Origin of the sequence: Aquirufa sp. (assembly GCF_044239315.1) — a bacterium.
Lineage (GTDB): Bacteria > Bacteroidota > Bacteroidia > Cytophagales > Spirosomataceae > Aquirufa.
Map to the genome: position 1 here is coordinate 19068 of NZ_JBIIBQ010000028.1, position 16911 is coordinate 35978.

Consider the following 16911-nt stretch of genomic DNA (forward strand, 5'->3'; position numbering starts at 1 on the left):
CTGAGGAAAAATTACAAATAGGGTTAAACGGTAATAGGCTGGTGAAAATCACCGCCTATTACAAGTACCTTCATAAACAAATTTAAACCCTTGTAGGCTAAGGCTTTTTAGTGGTGATTTCGACCACTCCATTAGCTCCTTTTTCTGCGTATTTTGCTTTCGCACTTTCGCCCTTCAAGACATTTATTGACTGAATGTTATTCGCATTAATTTCGTTCAAATTCATGTCTGATATGATGACCCCATTGACTACAATAAGGGGCTTTTCTTTTTGGTCCGAGGAAGACCTCAATACGATGCTTGCCTGATCATTAGTGGAAATGTTTTTATTCGACCCTTTGACTGTCACGGTTATTTCTTTCCCGTCACGCATTCCTTTCATTAAGATGGAGCTTGAATCCAAGTTTCCAGTGAATTTAGCATCAGAAAACGAATGAGTTACCTTAATCTTCTCTGCAGTACCAGGGGGTGTCGGCGGTGCTGGCGGTCCAGCTGGCGCTGGCGGAGGTGGCATGTCTTTCGTTGCAACAGTGAATACTTTCTTACCCGTTTTAGGGTCTGAAAATGTAGTGGAATCTGGTCGCATCGTGACTTTGTATTCCACTCCTTTTTTAGGCTTCTTTTCTTGTGCACTTACTTGGATGGAAAATATGGCCAAAATAAAGGCCAACATAGGCAACACGGCCACCTTTCTTAGGTAGGCGTATTTAGGAATATTTGAGGTTGTTAACATAATAATTCTTCGTTTAATGGATGAATAATAAAATGAATGACTCGGGTTTAAAAAATGATTACCGTAATAGTTTTGTAAAAGCATTTTGGCAAAAGCATCCACTTCACCCGTGCCTACCGCGTCCCGGTCGGCAATGAATTCATGGATATTTTGCAATTCTTTTTGAATGATCCAGTTGAAAGGATTCATCCAAAATATCGCGCAAATCGTTTGAGAAAAAAGACGATCGAGAGAGTGGTTTTGGCGGATATGAGTGAGCTCGTGTTGTAATATTTTTCGCCCACTCTCGTCCTCGAAGGAGATTGACTTCTTCCAAAAAAGATTGTTGAAAAACGAAAAGGGCGCCTCTTCCAAATTTGTTTCAATAAGGTCAAACTCCCCCATCTTCGTCACGGGATTCTTTCTTTTCAATAGGTAAATTCGGAGAATACTATAAGCCAAATACCCAACGAATAGTCCACTGATTAAACCTATCGCTAGTATTTCCCAAGCTATACTAGATTCTTGTACTGGCCCTTGAGAAATGGATGTTAGGTACAGTAAGACCTGAGCAGCAGGCAGCTCTTCCTCCTCAATCGTAAACATCGATAAGTTGAAAAATGGAATCACTAAACTCAGCGCCATCGCCGCTAATAAATAAAAGCGATTGTAGGCGTGGTAAATCGTGTTCTTTAGAAACAGCGAATAATAGCCAAAGAAAATCCCCGACAAAATCACCGATTTTACCAGGTAAATAAGTGTATCATTCATCGCCTTTCGATTTTAAGTTTTGCAATAGCAATTCTAGATCTTCGATGGACATCTGCTTTTTGTCCACTAAATAAGACACCACATTGGCATAAGATCCGTCGAAAAAGGATTCCGTTAGACCAGCCATTCTTTGACCTGAATAATCCCGCTTCGAGACCTTCGCGGAATACAAATTGTTTCGATTCGGATTAGAGATTTTTACAAAGTCTTTCTCCACTAAAATCTTCAACAAAGTCGCCACCGTATTCGAATGCGGTTTAGGTTCCGGCAATAACTCGATGATGTCCTTTAAGAACCCGCCCTCTGACAAATTCCAAATCACCTGCATGACCTGCTCCTCCGCTTGTGTTAGTTTTTTCATTTTATTTTTTTCGTTGGGTCAAATGTATAACTAAATTTTTAGTTACAAAATATTTCTAACTATTTTTTTAGTTATTTTTCATTTTACCAAGAAGCTGTACAGATGGCAGGAATATTATGTGGAGATTTGGAAATACAAAATTTAAACGTAACTTTAAAGTTACAATTTCAAATGGATACCATCCGTCAGATAATTGCCCTACTTAGAAAAAAATGGAAACTAAATCCTGGAAAAAAATAAAAGACTCGGTCTATGGCGAAATAGGAACCGAGCGCAGAGACGGGGTCGAGAGAGACTTCGAATCTTTCAAAATCGGCCTTCTTTTGCGGAATGCGAGGGAGCAAAAAAACCTAACTCAAGAACAGTTAGGGACAATTATCAACAAAAAGCGTTCTTATATTTCTCGAGTAGAAAACGATGGGAGCAATGTTACGATGAAGACTTTATACGATATTGTTGAAAAGGGATTGGGTGGAAAAGTCAAAATTTCTTTTGAAATATGAAAAAAGGGGGATCTAGCAGACCCCCCTTTTATTAAACCCTTTTCAACAAAAATTTTACTATTTCTTGGCAGCGGCTGCAGCCATAGCAGCTGCCTCATTTTCATTCGCTTTAGTATCCCAGAAGTGGTATTCTCCTACAATTTTATCTCCATCCCAACGATCCACAATGTGAATCGGAACGAATACTTCTTTACCAGATGCACGACCTTTTGCTGACCAAACAGCCCAAGTGTCTGTCCACGTTTCACCATTTCCTAAGGTAATCGTCATAACCCGTAAACGAGATACGTTTATGTTCTCATACATCTTATGCTGTCCAAGAAAAGTGGCTACATAGCCTGCTTTGCCTTTTACATCTATCGCTGTATCATTAGGGAAATAAAGTTTCACATCCTCTGCAATACTTTTCCCATATTTCGTTGAATCGTTCGCCACATAGGCCATAATTTGTTCCTTAACAGCTAAAGATTTTTCATCCGTAGAAGTCATCATTCCACCTAAAGAATCGGTAGTCGCTTCCGTAGTAGAAGCGGCTGAATCTTGCTTCTGTCCGCAAGAGAATAGGGCTGTCGCAACAGCCATGATCATGATAATTTTTTTCATTGTTCTATTTATTTAGTAGATAAAGCAATTTTAGTTATCATGGTTGCATTAAGGGCTCTTTTCACCGTTGCTTGTTTCATGAATTCTTCAGGGGAAATCCCTAATGCTTTTGGAATTGCCTTGTAATAGCTGTCCATCATTTCGTCCAATTTTGATAATTTTTCAATGCTTTGAACGGTAGTGTAATTAAACTTCACCTCATCGGAAGAGGGATACAGATTTTTATACAAAGACCATCCAGAAATATTTCCTGCAGCGACTCTTTCTTCGTGTACCTTTAATACTTTTTGCTCAAATGCTTCGTATGCAGCAGCATCTGATACTTTCATCATATCAAAAATGATATAATGGTCTTTGTTTGTGCCCGGGTTCGTTCCTGTAATTTTCTTACCAACCGAATGGCGAAGAATGGTTTGTGTACTTGCCGTAGCGGCTGCTAATTTCTTTAAACCTGGATCTGTTTTCGAGATACTGCCCAATAATTCCATCGGATAAAGATGAATTTTATCTAAATCGGAACCCCAATTTACGGTCATGTAATCGAAATCAATTCCCTCAGATTTGATGTTGTTGTAAGGAACATACATGGCCCATCCACCAATAAGACCAGCCGCTTTGCGCGCCTCGTGGATTGGAATATATTGCTTCTCGATGGCGATGGCATCATCCATCGTTTTGCCAGGTTGTAATTTGTGGTACGCTACCATGGTGTAACGCGTTTGTGCGAAAGTCGCTGCAGATACTAGCAGGACTAAGGCTAAGGAGGTAAGTAGTTTTTTCATTTTTTTTAAGGTTAAATGTTTCCATAAACCTAGAAACATTCCTTTTAAATGAAATTACATCAACATTATCATTTGTTCCAAAATCCGTTTTTGGAACAAATCCTCCCCTACTGTGGAAGCGAAGCAATCCAGCTGCGAACTAATTCAACTCCCTCATGATGAGTGAGTTGTCGGCCTAATTCCGGCATCATGACGCCGGGATCTCGAGAAGCCATGCGGTAATGCAAAATACTTTGTTCTGGCTTTCCTGGAACAATATCATAACTCAAATTTCCAGAGCCTCTACCTGCCGCCACCGGTGGTTTCAGGAATCCGTAAGCCGTGCGATCTTTGGAATCCCAAGTTAAATAAAGACCAGATGAACGCGCGGGACCCGTCGGATTATGGCAATGTGCACAGTTAATATCAAGGTACGCCTTTACACGATCATCGAGGGAAGCACTGGCGTCAGAATAGTTAACCAGCGCAGGAATGTGGTCCTTGGGTAAGCCCTTTATTAGACCGGCCGTCTCCCAATGTTGCAATTGACGGCCGTCGTTTAACTGTCTAACTGAAGGACCAATGGGAGTCATTTCGCCAGAACGTTCATGACAACCCTTGCACTGGTTCATATTAGGTACCTGGTACTCGAAAGATTGCTTTTTGCCTGCGCCATCTATCCAGGAAACTTGGTCGCTACCGCCCGCTACTTCGAGCACAGCATCCGTTTGTTCTTTGTTCCAAATATAGGGCAAAGCCACCCAGCCTTTGGCCTCATGCAATAAAACACGCGTTTCCATTAAGCGCCGGCCCTTCTTAGGATTGCGCTCATCGATGGGATAATAGAAGGTTTTCACGATGGCAGTTCCCACCGGAAATTGCAGAACTGAGTCCGGATTGTAGGCTACTGATTGCCCCTCTGGCAGCTTTATGAACCGTAGTTTCGAAGCATAATCTGAGAAAAGGGGCGAGTTTAACGTGTAAAGAACGACGCCATCCGAAGGAATTTGCTCCTTTAAGGTTCCTTTGAAAAAACCGTAATCAGATAGATTTTCCTTGTAGTCCGCATCCGCTGAAACCAGGCCAATAAACGCTAACAACAAAAGGAAGAGAATGCGCATTAGAACTTTATAGATTTCACGTTTTCAAAATCACAATCGAACAAATCTTTCCCTTGTTTTAGCCCTTTGAAGTCATGCTCCGCATCCAGAAAAGCAGTGCTTTGATTTACGTTTTCGCGAACACAAATCGAATAATGCAGTGGGTATTTCCCGTCTGGACCTACCTTCTTTGGATTTAAAATGCCATCAAAAACAACGGCAGGGACGTCGCGACCAAAACGTAAAACGAAACGGTACATTTTACCAAAACGGCTATCCATAGGCACGCGCCTTGGCTTCCGCTCGAAAGTATTATGGTGTACAGCAACGGTGGTCGGATAGGGATCGTATTCCTTATCTTTTATTTCATTCTCCGTCATAAAATAAGAAACAATCGCCACCCCGATAGTGGCATGATTAATGATTTGGTTTTCGAATATCTCCACATTACTTGTTGCCAAAACCATCATTCCTGTGCCCTTAGGCACATTTCCTACGATATTCCCTTTCGGGGCGAAATTCTTTAAATTATTATCTTGCACGAGGTTGTGATGAACGCGGACATGACCTCCTTTTTTCTGAACTAAATCGGGTAAATCAAAAACCAAAATCCCCCCCGTATTCCCAATCGCTTTATTGTTGTAAACGTCTGCATACAGCGAATTTTCGATTTCAATCCCGGCTACATTTTGGTAAGCTGCTGAATTTCGAACGATAATGTGTTTTGATTGACCTACATAAATACCCGCATCGGAAGCACCGATCGCTATACAGGAATCGATCAACACATTCTCACACAAGACCGGATAAAGCCCATAAGAGCCATTAGTAGATTTCGGTCCGCCGGTCCAGGCAGTCTTTACACGTCGAAAAGTAATCCCCTTCACCTGCATCGTCTTAATTAAATCTCCCTTAGAATCCTCCGTCGTCATATCTTCTATAACGATGTTTTCACAATTAGAAACCTTAATACCTTCAGCCCCTTGGGTTTGGCCCTTAAAGCTTAAAATCGTTTTATCCATCCCCTTGCCGCGCAAGGTAATGTTCTTTTTGCCTTCCAAAGACAAACTTTTCGTCAATGAAAACCGGCCTGCCTCGATCTCAATCGTGGCACCATCTTCCGCTAAAATCAAGCGTTTCTGCAAATTTTTCTCAAAATCCGCTTGGCTAAAAGCGCTGAAGCTCAAAAGGCTGAGCAGGAATATCATTTGTTTCATGAAATAGGATTAAGGCATTCGAAATTAGGAATAATTTCATAATATTACTGCTAACAACCTATTTACCTATGAAATTCATTACCCTAAGCATTCTTTGCGCTTGGACATTTTGTGCCTCTGCCCAAATTGAAAAAAACGCATTCATCTACGAAAGTGCCCCATACCCTTCCTGTCATGCCTCTACAATTGAAGAAACCCCATCCGGGTTAGTCGGCGCTTGGTTCGGAGGTAAGCACGAAAGGAATCCTGATGTAGGGATTTGGTTTAGTCATTATGTTAATGGAAAATGGGAAACGTCGGTTGAAATAGCGAATGGAATTCAATCAGATGGTAAGCGTTACCCGCTTTGGAACCCCGTATTATACCAAGTTCCAGGTAAAGAATTAATCCTTTTCTATAAAGAGGGTCCAGCACCGGACAAATGGTGGGGCATGCTGAAAAGATCCTTTGATGGAGGAAAAACATGGTCTAAAGCCGAAAAGCTACCTAACGACATTTATGGCCCCATTAAAAATAAGGCTGTTCTCTTAAAAGACGGCACCCTTTTATGCCCATCCAGTTCAGAGGATCACGACTGGAGATTACACATGGAATTCACCCGCGACTTAGGAAAAACCTGGTCAAGAACGGGTCCATTAAACGACGGTGTAACGACTTCAGCCATTCAGCCCAGTATTTTATTCCTACCGGATGGTCGCTTGCAACTTGTTTGCCGTTCTGAAAATGGATTCATTTTACAGGCCTTTTCTTCCGATCAAGGTCAGAGCTGGACTGCGCTAGAACCCTCTAACTTAATGAATCCTAATTCTGGAATCGACGCGGTAACGCTGAAAGACGGCCGACATGTTATCGTCTACAATCCAGTGAAAAAAGGCCGCTCTCCTATCAGCGTGGCCATTTCTAGTGATGGAAAGACCTGGAAAGATGTCGCTACCTTAGAGAATGAACCCGGAGAAGAATTCTCCTATCCGGCAGTTATACAGACCAAAGACGGCAAAGTCCACATCACCTATACCTGGAAACGGAAGAAAATTAAACATGTGATTCTTTCTCTGTAATGGCTCTGCTCGACCTGCTACTTATTGTTTTTTACCTGCTCGCCATGATCGGGATAGGGGTGTATTTTTCCCGAAAAAACAAGAGTTCAGCGCAATTTACAACGGCCTCTGGCGCCATTCCGGGCTGGGCTTTAGGCCTCAGTTTTTATGCCACATTTTTAAGTGCAATTACTTTTTTAGGGGACCCAGGGAAGTCTTTTGGATCGAATTGGAATCCCTTTGTTTTCAGCCTTTCCATTCCCCTCGCGGCTATTGTAGCAACGAAATGGTTTGTGCCCTTTTACCGTAGGAGTGGAGAAATAAGTGCGTATACCCATTTAGAAAAACGTTTTGGCGGTTGGGCTAGGTCCTACGCAATGGTATGTTTTATTCTGACACAACTCGCTAGAATGGGGACGATTTTTTACGGGATTGCGCTAACATTGAATGCCCTTACGGGAATCGACATGCGCTTGATTATTATCGTCGCAGGACTTTGCATCATTCTGTATACCGTGTTAGGAGGAATGGAAGCGGTGATTTGGACGGAGGTAATTCAGGCAGTTTTGAAGACGCTGGGGGCAGGGATGATTCTCTATTTAATTACCTTGAAAACGCCCCTTAGTACGATCATTGAAACAGGATTGCGGGAGGATAAATTCAGTTTAGGGTCCTTTAATCTGGATTTTCAGACAAGCTCTTTTTGGGTGATTTTACTCTACGGATTTTTCATCAATCTGACGAATTTTGGGATAGACCAAAACTACATCCAGCGCTACCACACCGCTTCGAACCGGCGTGATGCAGGAATGAGCATTTGGCTTTGCGTGTTGTATTATGTCCCGGTTTCCTTCTTGTTTTTCTTCATCGGAACAGCCCTTTATGCATTTTATGGAGATAATCCCGCGCTCATTCTCGAATTGAAACAGCAGGTTTCCATTGAAAAAAACATCCCATTAGAGGCTTTAAAAGCGAGCGATTACGGAGATCGCGTGTTACCCTTTTTCATGAAAACGCAAATTCCCACAGGATTTTTAGGCTTGCTGGTAGCGGCACTTATGTCAGCAGGAATGAGTACCATGAGTTCGGGGATGAATAGCTCTGCAACGGTGTTTTTGAAAGACATTTATTTGCGCTATGTCAACCCGGTCGCTGATGATAAAAAGCAGTTTCGGGTCTTGCTTTTTGCCACCGCTTGTATGGGTGGTTTAGGGATTGTTTTTGGCATCAGTATGATCGGCGTAAAAAGTCTTCTGGACGTATGGTGGAAGCTTTCGGGCATCTTTGCGGGAGGAATGCTAGGCATCTTTTTACTCGGTTTTCTAGCGAAAAAAGCAGCTAATTTTGACGCAAAAATAGCCGCTGGCCTCGGGGTCATCTTAATTGCGGGGATGTCTTTTAAAGACAACTTGCCTGCCTATTTACAAATCCCGTTAGATGCTAAAATGACGGTGGTACTAGGGACGGTAAGCATCGTGGGAATTGGGTATTTATTAGCTAAAATTCGATCAAAATGAACGCATTGCCACGCGGTTTTATTCCTGTCATGCTGACTCCATTTCACGACGATTTATCGGTCGATTATGCGACTTTACGCCAACTTTGTGACTACTATATCGACAACGGTGCGGTAGGACTTTTTGCGAATTGCTTGTCGAGTGAGATGTATGAATTGTCTGCTGAGGAGCGTTTAGCTGTTATAAAAACAATAGTAGATCAAACAGCAGGAAGGGTGCCAGTGGTGGCGACGGGGACTTTTCAAGGGTCAGTAGAAGAAATGGCTGACTTTTCGAATCAAGTACATGCACTGGGCGTCGATGCGGTCATCGTTTTAAATAATCAATTTGTATCAGCGGAAGAATCAGATGTGGTATTTTTATCCCGGATTCATCAATGGATGGAGCTGACTCCTGGTGTGCCTTTTGGCATTTATGAATGCCCTGTCCCTTATAAAAGATTGGTTTCGATTCCCGTTTTACAAGATCTTTTAAGGTCTGGTCGCCTGTGTTACCACAAGGATACGTCGCTCGATATAGGGCAAGTGAGGGCGAAAATTCAGGCGGGTTCCACAGCTCGTTTCGGGGTCTACGATGCCTATATGGTTCATGCCAAAGCCTCTCTAGAAGCCGGCTCCATGGGTCTATCCTGCATTCAGGGCAATTTTTTTCCGGATTTAATTGCTAAGTTTTGCTCAAAACCTTCGGAAGAATTCCAGCAATTTTTAACCGAAAATATGGACCTAATGCACTCCGCCTATCCGACGAGTGCGAAATACGTCTTACAAAAACAGGGCTTCCCTATTTCACTATTCACGCGACGTAAAGTCGATTCGCTAACGGTGGAGTTAAAAGCGAAATTAAATGCCTTGATTACATTAGCTTCTCCGTATCGATCTCCATAAAATCTTCCACTAGTGGAATAAAGAAGTCCTTCACGAAGGCATCGTGCTGGGGGTGAATCGAATAGGCTTGGTAAATTTCGTTGTTCGCGAACTCCATCGAAAAGCCGTATTTAAACTTATTCTTCGAACTAGTTTGGCGAGAAACCTCCATTTTTTCTACCCCATTTATTTCTTCTAAAGCCTTTAAGGCAACGAAGAATTCGTGTTTCTGCGATTCCGAAACCGTGGGTTTGAAATTAAAAATGCCTGCGTGTCTGATGCTCATTAGTTTAGGTTTAGGCGACTAAAATACAGAATTCAGGGTATATTTTAGCAAAAAGCCCCTTTATCTAGTAAATTGAGGCAAAATCTAAAAACTATGAAAAGACGTCATTTTATTGCCTCCGCTGGATTACTAGCTAGCACCGGAACGGTTAGTGCAGCCGCTAAAAAACCTTTATTGCACCACGTATTTTTTTGGCTAAATAACCCTGCCTCAGAAGCAGATAAGCAGCAATTAATCAAGGGACTAAAAGCCCTAAAAGGTATTCCGACGATCAAGGAAATCCACATCGGAACCTTAGCTTCTACTGAAAAACGTGATGTAGTAGACACGAGCTGGGATGTTTCTGAATTGATGTTTTTCGATGATGAGGCGGGCCAAAAAGTGTACCAAGATCACCCTATCCACGTCGACTTTGTAAAGAATTATGCACACTTGTGGAAGAAGGTAATCGTGTATGATGCAATTGATGCCTAAGTGAAAATACACATTCTAAATGGGGACTGCTTGCAACATGATTTGCAAGCAGAAAATGCGATCGTCATTCGAGAAATGCTGGTAGAAGGGCCATTGAAGGTTGTTTCTGAGGAGAGCTTTTTTCAAATGCGAGCTGACTATTTAGAAAAAACATACGGCATTCCTGCTTCAGAATACCAGCAAAAAACTGTGTCAGAATTCAAAAAAATACATCATATTCCGAAGCATTCGGAGGTATATCTTTGGTTCGATTTTGACCTTTATTGCTTCCTAAATTTATTGTTCGTCATTGAATTATTGCAAGCGGACAAAACGCTCCATTTGTATTTAGTTCGTCCGCTCCGAAAAAGAAAATTCCGGATATGGCGTGGATTTGATCTGCATACGAAAGAAGATTTGATGCAGGCATTCTCACAAAAAACAAAGCTATCTAGAAAGGATATTGAAGCTTTTAGACACGTTTGGAAGCGACTAGGTAAAAACGGTTCTGAACTAAATCATCGCTTAGTCCCCTTCCTTCAGAAACACCTACAAGACTATCCTCGGCTTGAAAAAGCGACGAAAATCGAGGCTCGCTGGGGCTTAACGGAAGGGCAAATTAGCCGCATTCTTTCTTAAAATTTGTTCCCAAATCCGTAACGGGAACATATGCACGTTGCATATTCCATGAGCTAGGAATTATTTAAACGTTCTTTGGACTAATTATTAACCTTAAACAACCAAATAAATGAAAAAAATCATTCTATTATTCGTCCTTGCGGTAAGTATTTTCGCTTGCACTAAAAAAGAAGACGGTGCTGTAGCATCTGCTGATGCAAATGGCCAAAGCGGTGTCACGTTTGACAGCACTGCTAACACGGATCTTTATAAACAATCTCTCAAGTCACTTGAGTCAGGAGACACGGCTACTTATCGATCAACGTATGCTCCAGATGTCGTTTTCCACGACAACTTAGATTCGATGAGTCTTGACGCAAACATGGCGATGTTCAAATCATTTGCGGACAAAGGCATTAAAGTGAAGATAGAATTTGGTCCGATTTGGGAAACTCAAAATAACAAAGCGAACGAAAAAGGAATCACAAACTACGTGAGTGGTTATATGACTCTTATCCTTACAAGAGGTGATAAGACGGCGAAAACATTCATTCACACAATTGATGCTGTCAAAGATGGCAAACTAGTGGAAGAGTGGTCTTTATATGATAGAGCAGCAATGGCTGAAATCATGAAATAATTAATTTAGTGCAGCGCCCTGCGGGCGCTGCACCTTTTTTTTCATATTAATCTTACAGTAGATTACCCTAACGCTTTTCTACCCTGTGCATCTGGATTATTCACCAGTTGACACGTGTCATCAAGGATCATCGTCTCACCATTTTCCTTCGTGTAGGGCTTCCAAGCAGGCAATCCTCCACCGTTCGGGTTACCTGTTTTGATGAAACTCAAAAAGGATTTAGCCATCTTCGAAGACAAGGCTCTCGGTCTTTTTCCACCGCCTGTATGTGTTAACATCAAGTCGGTATTGTAGAACCAAAAACAGATATCATCGCAGTGGAACGCCCGCATGCGTCCATCAAAAAGCGGTGGTTGCCAGCCGAACCAAGACACATAAACTGGTGCCTTGCGTTGCGACACTTTCGCATCCGCAGCTGCGATGGCTCCCTTTCTATTGGAAAGAATCATCGCCCAAACTTCGACCGGTTTTGCTTTAGGGAAGTTTTGACTATAAGCCTCTACAATTTTAGCAGAATCCGCACCAAAACGAGGCTTGATTTTCTCTACTACCTCTGCCAAACTGATTTCTTCTAATTTTGCATCCGTTCTACTCGGACTAGATTCATGGAATGTGGTATTAATGATTAACGGAATGTCCGCTGAAAAATGAGTAGGATCAGAGAAAAACGGCTGATCGTTCATCGTCACTCCATCTGCTACCGGCGAAAATCCGCCTCGCGAAATATTCATTTTCTTCGCTTCTTCGGCCATTTTCTCTACCGCACGCGTCGTAATATCAATGTATTGTCTCCACGGAATTTGTTGTAATTTCTCGATTTCCCCCGGCTTCAATCCAGCCTCCTCCATTACCTTAAGTCCTAACTTCTCCGCATATTCCTTATTCACCCCCGTTAAAGAAGTGCCACTCAAGGCCACCGCCTTGTGGAAAAGCCCTTTCGCGGCAGGCATATTCAGTAATGAAGTCACTTTCGCGCCACCACCAGACTGACCTATGATTGTCACGTTATTCGGATCTCCACCAAAATTCACAATGTTGTTCTTCACCCATTCCAGTGCTGCTACCATGTCTAAATTTCCCACATTCCCAGAATGTGGATGACCCCCCGCAGCCTTCAAATGTGAATAACCAAATGGCCCAAGTCGGTGATTAATCGAACAGAAAACGATATCCCCTAAACGACTCAAATTCTCCCCATGATAGCCATCTTGTTCAATCGCATTTCCATTCGTAAATCCACCACCATGTAACCAAACAACCACCGGTCTTTTACCTGAATCAATCTTAGGCGTCCATACATTTAACTTCAAACAGTCCTCCGAAACATCATCATAATTCCAGTGATCCACGAAGGAAGCATAGGCATTTGAATAACGCTTTTCCATGATTTGGGGAGCGGTATTCCCCCACCAAACGGTCGGTTTTATATCCGTCCACGGTTCGGGTTTTACAGGTGGCATAAACCGATTTTTGCCAGACGTATCCGCACCGTAAGGAATGCCTAAAAATTGATTGATTCCCCTCAATACAAAGCCTCTGACTTTACCATATTGGGTGTTAGTGACAGCGATATTATCGCCTACATATAACAACTGATCATCGGAATCAACACTTGCTGGTTGTCCCGGATTCAAGGGATTAGAGCCCACACTTAAAGTCGCGGCTCCTAATCCTAAGGATTGGATAAAATTTCTACGATTTGATTTCATATGTTTAAATAGGTTTATACTCTGATTAACGTAAGCCAAAAATCTTCATCCCCCTCATGGACCAAGGCGTTATGTCGTCAGCCGCAGCATTAACTCCCTCGGCTAATTTCAAGCGCAGGAATTTCGTACGCGTAGGCGGAAGTGCTACGATATTATCGCCTTGTGAACCTTTCACATTTGCCTGAACGACCTTCCAGTCTGTTCCATTTGTAGATGCTTCCACTAACAAATTCCGTGGATAGGTATGCGTAAATTCAGGGGTTACTCCAGGCTTAGGTCTTTGACCCTTCTTGAAGCCTGAGTTTGACGTGAAATGGAATTCCGAAAGGGTGTATTCCGTTGGGAATTCAACTTGAAATACCATGTCTTTCTCCTGTGTTTTTCCCGTCGACCAGCCCTCATAATTGAAGGCGCTTTTAGGGGAAGCATTCCCGCCCACGCGAGTGGAAGCAGTGTGGGTAGCGTAGAATTTCCAGCTTTGGTCCGGTACAAATTCCACCGGAACTTGCTTCAACAATGACTCGAATTTATACATCCCCGCTTGCTTATTCGTATTCGCCCGAATAGCTGCTACCTGCTGTGGAGTGACGAAAGATGCGTCATTCGATAAGCCATTTCGGATGTAAGAAACCACGTCCGCAATCCATTGATCAGACTGCTCTTTCATTGGTTGCATTAAACCGCCTGCATAGGTTTTGCCTTCAATCGCTCCTTCTAAACCGTGCAAAATAACGCGCACCGCATATTCTGGATGTTGCTGAATGCGGAAGGATCCCGCTAAAGCCGGTGCTAGTAACTTCCCATCTCCCATCTGCTTTCCCATCCCATCATTACCATGGCATTGGGAGCATAATTCAGCGAACACTAATTCCCCTCTTTCTAAAATTCCCTTCTGCTCTTTACTTAATTCTGGCCCATTAAATGGTCCGTTGTTTCGCGGTTTAGGAGGCGCTATAATTTGTTCTCCAATCAACTTTACACCGGCCGATTTATTCGAAGCTAAGGTCGTTTTGATAGCGGTTTCATGTTCCGGAACCTTCAAAAATTTCTGCGTAAAAATCGCCTGCATCACCACCTCATTATCCGTGTCTTTTAGGGCTTTATTATACACATCCGCTAAACCTTTTTCGCCTGCTTTGTATAGCGTCTCGGATGCCTTTAAGGCTTGAATTCGAATACGCGGATTTGCATCAGTGGCCAGCTTAGAAACGGTCGCCACCTTCAGCGCACCTAAACCTTCCAAGGTCCAAATCGCGTGAATTCGGCCATTCACATTTGTACCTTTCAAAGCCAACGCATTCAAGGCCGGCACGACCGATTTATCCTTACGTTGTACTAACACTTGTTGCGCCATATCTCGCCACCAGCCATTTGGGTGGTTTAAATACGTCACAAGTGTTGCTGATTTATCATCGTACATCCGTGGCTGTTTCGTATCGCGCTTAAATCCCTCATGACTCAAACGCCAAATACGTCCCAAACCCACCACTTTGTCTAATTTATATTGCTCGATTTTTGTGCGCAGGTAAGAGCCTTTAGGCGTCCACTGTCCCTCTTGAATAATTCCATGGTACATATCCACAATGTACATCGTTCCGTCAGGAGCCGTGGCCATATCAATAGGTCGGAAAAGGGGGTCGGTAGAACGAATGAACTCGGATTGTTGATCTTGATAAACGTTGTGTAAAGTAGTCAAACCTTCCGTCTTTACTGGGTTGATTTGGCGGACAATACGCGCCACAGGTTCTCCGTAAAAGAGCTGACCACGCAGAGAAGCAGGCAATCGATCGCCACGGAAAATATCATTACCAGCTGATCCCGTCACGCGATTTAAAGAGCCATCTGGCTGGCGAATCTCGTCCATTCCACCTTGCATATCGGATACTTTTACCGCCGCACCGTAAGGGATTACGAAGCCTGGCGCTAGTTCGTTAGGCACCTCAAAATTGCCATATTGGATCGGAAATTGGAAGTGTGAGGGAACACCAGAAGCTCCGCCTTGGAAGTATAGTTTCCCATCATCGTCTTGCGTAATTCCCCACTGGGCCCGGTTTGCACCTGTTTTTTCGCGGATGATACCGCTAGGCGTTTCGCGGATACGGAAAGCATTATAGGTAGAATAAAGCCAGTTATCCATGCCATAAAACAAGAAGGCTTGCTGGTGTTCTACGTTACCCGATCGGCCGTATTTGTTCGTGAAAAACTCTTTTTTGTCCGCTTTGCCATCGCCGTTGGTGTCCGTGTATTTGTAGATATTGTCTTGGTCAGACTCCATCGTCAAAACGCTATTTTTGCCATAAGGCAAGACGAAACGAGGGAAGATTAAACCGTCCACGAAGGCCGTTCCCGTCTCATAAATTCCATCGTTATTTTTGTCTTCCCAGCGAGAAATCCGGCTGGTCGGCTCTAATTCGTTTTTAGAATCCGCATCTAACATATAGGATCTAAGTTCCAAAACATACATTCGGCCATTCCCATCAAACACAATTTCTGCAGGCTGCTGAATCTGCGGCTCCGTTAAAACAGGTTGCATATGATAGCCATTTGGCAATAAAAATTTCTTTAATTGCTCATCGATCGTTAAGGGTTGAACCGGAGCTTTAGGCGCTAAATCAATCCCTTTCCAATTCTCATCATTGGGGTCTACCCCATCTGGAATCTTCAGTGTATCTAATAAAGCGGTACGAGTAGAAGTAGAATGAAAGGAGGCCAAAAAAGCTAGCGTCAGCATTCCCGCTAAAGATAAAAGCGCTAATTTTTTCATGTAGGTTTAGAATTTTCCACAAGGAATATAGAATTTCATTGAATAACAATAGGTTACATGGATTTATCAGGTCAGGTCATCCTTCCCAAAATTGCTTATCTTCGTTTTACAATCTAGACTTCTATGAAAAAACTGCTCTATTTACTACTCAGTTTTAGTGCTTTTTCGGATGTTAAACTCCCTTCACTTGTCAGTAATGGCATGGTACTTCAGCGGGATATTCCCGTGAAAATTTGGGGCTGGGCGAATCCCGGAGAAAAAGTAAATGTGAGCTTTAAAGGGAAAAAGATTCGTACTTCTGCAGACGCAATGGGCAACTGGTCTGCTACACTTCCTGCTACTCCAGCCGGAGGTCCCTATGAGATTCTAGTCAATGAGATCCGTTTGCAAGATGTACTTTTCGGGGATGTGTGGCTCTGTTCAGGGCAATCAAATATGGTCCTCAACATGGAGCGAGTAAAAGAAAAATATTCCACAGATATTGCCTCCGCGAATTACCCTCAAATTAGAAATTTCTTTATTCCTACGGCCATTTCTAAGATAGATGTTAAGCAAGATTTGCCTGCGAGTTCTTGGCTTCCTGTAAGTCCAGAAAACGTTTTACTAATGGGAGCCGTTTCGTATTTTTTCGCACGCGATTTATACACTAAATATCAAGTGCCTATCGGAATCATTAATTCTAGCGTGGGCGGAACTCCCATCGAATCTTGGATCAGCGAAGCGGGATTAAAAGAGTTTCCAGCCTATGTAAAAGACACTTCGAAAGTAGCAGCGGCGGCACCTACTTCGAAAAAATCCACAGACCGTGGACTAGCAGAAAAGTGGGCAAATCCAACTTATCAACCTAAAGGATGGAAGCGTTTTGCTATCCCTGGTTTTTGGGAAGACCAAGGCTTACGAGATCTGAATGGGGTAGTTTGGTTTAGACGGGAAATTCAGATTCCAGCCTCTCTTGCAGGGATGCCTGCTAAACTATTTATGGGCCGCATCGTAGAT

18 protein-coding genes are annotated in these 16911 nt (G+C 42.9%); 9 read left to right on the plus strand and 9 right to left on the minus strand.

What is annotated here, in order from left to right; all coding sequences use genetic code 11:
- Nucleotides 1-97 precede the first annotated feature (97 nt).
- Both ACILP5_RS09865 and ACILP5_RS09870 read right to left on the minus strand, forming a co-directional pair.
- Complete coding sequence (locus tag ACILP5_RS09865) at nt 98-1483, minus strand: M56 family metallopeptidase (protein WP_395618479.1); 1386 nt, start codon at nt 1481-1483, stop codon at nt 98-100.
- Nucleotides 1476-1844, minus strand: coding sequence for a BlaI/MecI/CopY family transcriptional regulator (locus tag ACILP5_RS09870; RefSeq protein WP_395618480.1), 369 nt, complete (start codon nt 1842-1844; stop codon nt 1476-1478). The genes ACILP5_RS09865 and ACILP5_RS09870 overlap by 8 nt, the downstream gene beginning before the upstream one ends.
- Before the next feature lie 102 nt (nt 1845-1946).
- Between ACILP5_RS09870 and ACILP5_RS09875 the strand changes: the two genes are divergently transcribed.
- Nucleotides 1947-2084: a hypothetical protein gene (locus ACILP5_RS09875; protein ID WP_395618497.1), complete on the plus strand. Its 138-nt coding sequence runs from the start codon at nt 1947-1949 to the stop codon at nt 2082-2084.
- The gene (locus tag ACILP5_RS09880) at nt 2057-2347 is read left to right on the plus strand and encodes a helix-turn-helix domain-containing protein (RefSeq protein WP_395618481.1); all 291 of its coding nucleotides are present in this window, start codon (nt 2057-2059) and stop codon (nt 2345-2347) included. The genes ACILP5_RS09875 and ACILP5_RS09880 overlap by 28 nt, the downstream gene beginning before the upstream one ends.
- Nucleotides 2348-2404: 57 nt before the next feature.
- On the opposite strand, the gene ACILP5_RS09885 is transcribed toward ACILP5_RS09880, so the two are convergent.
- The 4 genes from ACILP5_RS09885 to ACILP5_RS09900 form a co-directional block, all read right to left on the minus strand.
- Complete coding sequence (locus ACILP5_RS09885; protein ID WP_395618482.1) at nt 2405-2950, minus strand: hypothetical protein; 546 nt, start codon at nt 2948-2950, stop codon at nt 2405-2407.
- 8 nt (nt 2951-2958) lie between these two features.
- Nucleotides 2959-3732 carry a hypothetical protein gene (locus tag ACILP5_RS09890; RefSeq protein WP_395618483.1) on the minus strand — a complete coding sequence of 258 codons (774 nt, stop codon included), beginning with the start codon at nt 3730-3732 and terminating at the stop codon, nt 2959-2961.
- A 107-nt stretch (nt 3733-3839) separates the two neighbouring features.
- Entirely contained in the window at nt 3840-4832 is a 993-nt protein-coding gene (locus ACILP5_RS09895) for an SO2930 family diheme c-type cytochrome (protein WP_395618484.1), read from the minus strand.
- A complete protein-coding gene (locus ACILP5_RS09900) occupies nt 4832-6028 on the minus strand; it encodes a parallel beta-helix domain-containing protein (protein ID WP_395618485.1) in 1197 nt (398 codons plus the stop codon). The genes ACILP5_RS09895 and ACILP5_RS09900 overlap by 1 nt, the downstream gene beginning before the upstream one ends.
- 68 nt (nt 6029-6096) lie before the next feature.
- Here ACILP5_RS09900 and ACILP5_RS09905 point away from each other — a divergent pair, with 68 nt between their 5' ends.
- From ACILP5_RS09905 to ACILP5_RS09915, 3 genes are read left to right on the plus strand one after another with little or no spacing between them, the layout of a single operon-like run.
- Nucleotides 6097-7086 (plus strand): exo-alpha-sialidase, encoded by a 990-nt coding sequence (locus tag ACILP5_RS09905; RefSeq protein ID WP_395618486.1) that lies wholly within the window; start codon nt 6097-6099, stop codon nt 7084-7086.
- Nucleotides 7086-8582 (plus strand): sodium:solute symporter, encoded by a 1497-nt coding sequence (locus ACILP5_RS09910; protein WP_395618487.1) that lies wholly within the window; start codon nt 7086-7088, stop codon nt 8580-8582. Before ACILP5_RS09905 ends, ACILP5_RS09910 begins: the two co-directional genes overlap by 1 nt.
- Nucleotides 8579-9466 carry a dihydrodipicolinate synthase family protein gene (locus ACILP5_RS09915; RefSeq protein ID WP_395618488.1) on the plus strand — a complete coding sequence of 296 codons (888 nt, stop codon included), beginning with the start codon at nt 8579-8581 and terminating at the stop codon, nt 9464-9466. The genes ACILP5_RS09910 and ACILP5_RS09915 overlap by 4 nt, the downstream gene beginning before the upstream one ends.
- On the opposite strand, the gene ACILP5_RS09920 is transcribed toward ACILP5_RS09915, so the two are convergent.
- Nucleotides 9435-9731, minus strand: a complete 297-nt coding sequence (locus ACILP5_RS09920) for a Dabb family protein (RefSeq protein ID WP_395618489.1) — start codon at nt 9729-9731, stop codon at nt 9435-9437. The two genes, ACILP5_RS09915 and ACILP5_RS09920, sit on opposite strands and share 32 nt — an antisense overlap.
- A gap of 93 nt (nt 9732-9824) precedes the next feature.
- On the opposite strand from ACILP5_RS09920, the gene ACILP5_RS09925 reads away from it, so the two are divergent.
- The 3 genes from ACILP5_RS09925 (at nt 9825) to ACILP5_RS09935 (ending at nt 11442) form a co-directional block, all read left to right on the plus strand.
- Nucleotides 9825-10205 carry a Dabb family protein gene (locus ACILP5_RS09925; RefSeq protein WP_395618490.1) on the plus strand — a complete coding sequence of 127 codons (381 nt, stop codon included), beginning with the start codon at nt 9825-9827 and terminating at the stop codon, nt 10203-10205.
- Nucleotides 10206-10823: a DUF1835 domain-containing protein gene (locus ACILP5_RS09930; RefSeq protein ID WP_395618491.1), complete on the plus strand. Its 618-nt coding sequence runs from the start codon at nt 10206-10208 to the stop codon at nt 10821-10823.
- Nucleotides 10824-10932: 109 nt separating this feature from the next.
- The gene (locus ACILP5_RS09935; RefSeq protein ID WP_395618492.1) at nt 10933-11442 is read left to right on the plus strand and encodes a hypothetical protein; all 510 of its coding nucleotides are present in this window, start codon (nt 10933-10935) and stop codon (nt 11440-11442) included.
- 62 nt (nt 11443-11504) lie between these two features.
- Here the strand turns inward: ACILP5_RS09935 and ACILP5_RS09940 are convergent, their stop codons facing one another.
- Nucleotides 11505-13151: a carboxylesterase/lipase family protein gene (locus ACILP5_RS09940; protein WP_395618493.1), complete on the minus strand. Its 1647-nt coding sequence runs from the start codon at nt 13149-13151 to the stop codon at nt 11505-11507.
- A gap of 25 nt (nt 13152-13176) precedes the next feature.
- Entirely contained in the window at nt 13177-15915 is a 2739-nt protein-coding gene (locus ACILP5_RS09945) for a c-type cytochrome (protein ID WP_395618494.1), read from the minus strand.
- Between the two features lie 123 nt (nt 15916-16038).
- Between ACILP5_RS09945 and ACILP5_RS09950 the strand changes: the two genes are divergently transcribed.
- Nucleotides 16039-16911 (plus strand): sialate O-acetylesterase (locus ACILP5_RS09950; RefSeq protein ID WP_395618495.1); only part of this gene is annotated, 873 nt, incomplete at its 3' end.

Excerpts from the sequence above, each read along its gene's own strand:
- ACILP5_RS09865 (WP_395618479.1), bottom strand. The coding sequence starts at position 1,483 with ATGAATGATACACTTATTTACCTGGTAAAATCGGTGATTTTGTCGGGG.
- ACILP5_RS09870 (WP_395618480.1), bottom strand. The coding sequence starts at position 1,844 with ATGAAAAAACTAACACAAGCGGAGGAGCAGGTCATGCAGGTGATTTGG.
- ACILP5_RS09875 (WP_395618497.1), top strand. The coding sequence starts at position 1,947 with ATGGCAGGAATATTATGTGGAGATTTGGAAATACAAAATTTAAACGTA.
- ACILP5_RS09880 (WP_395618481.1), top strand. The coding sequence starts at position 2,057 with ATGGAAACTAAATCCTGGAAAAAAATAAAAGACTCGGTCTATGGCGAA.
- ACILP5_RS09885 (WP_395618482.1), bottom strand. The coding sequence starts at position 2,950 with ATGAAAAAAATTATCATGATCATGGCTGTTGCGACAGCCCTATTCTCT.
- ACILP5_RS09890 (WP_395618483.1), bottom strand. The coding sequence starts at position 3,732 with ATGAAAAAACTACTTACCTCCTTAGCCTTAGTCCTGCTAGTATCTGCA.
- ACILP5_RS09895 (WP_395618484.1), bottom strand. The coding sequence starts at position 4,832 with ATGCGCATTCTCTTCCTTTTGTTGTTAGCGTTTATTGGCCTGGTTTCA.
- ACILP5_RS09900 (WP_395618485.1), bottom strand. The coding sequence starts at position 6,028 with ATGAAACAAATGATATTCCTGCTCAGCCTTTTGAGCTTCAGCGCTTTT.
- ACILP5_RS09905 (WP_395618486.1), top strand. The coding sequence starts at position 6,097 with ATGAAATTCATTACCCTAAGCATTCTTTGCGCTTGGACATTTTGTGCC.
- ACILP5_RS09910 (WP_395618487.1), top strand. The coding sequence starts at position 7,086 with ATGGCTCTGCTCGACCTGCTACTTATTGTTTTTTACCTGCTCGCCATG.
- ACILP5_RS09915 (WP_395618488.1), top strand. The coding sequence starts at position 8,579 with ATGAACGCATTGCCACGCGGTTTTATTCCTGTCATGCTGACTCCATTT.
- ACILP5_RS09920 (WP_395618489.1), bottom strand. The coding sequence starts at position 9,731 with ATGAGCATCAGACACGCAGGCATTTTTAATTTCAAACCCACGGTTTCG.
- ACILP5_RS09925 (WP_395618490.1), top strand. The coding sequence starts at position 9,825 with ATGAAAAGACGTCATTTTATTGCCTCCGCTGGATTACTAGCTAGCACC.
- ACILP5_RS09935 (WP_395618492.1), top strand. The coding sequence starts at position 10,933 with ATGAAAAAAATCATTCTATTATTCGTCCTTGCGGTAAGTATTTTCGCT.
- ACILP5_RS09940 (WP_395618493.1), bottom strand. The coding sequence starts at position 13,151 with ATGAAATCAAATCGTAGAAATTTTATCCAATCCTTAGGATTAGGAGCC.
- ACILP5_RS09945 (WP_395618494.1), bottom strand. The coding sequence starts at position 15,915 with ATGAAAAAATTAGCGCTTTTATCTTTAGCGGGAATGCTGACGCTAGCT.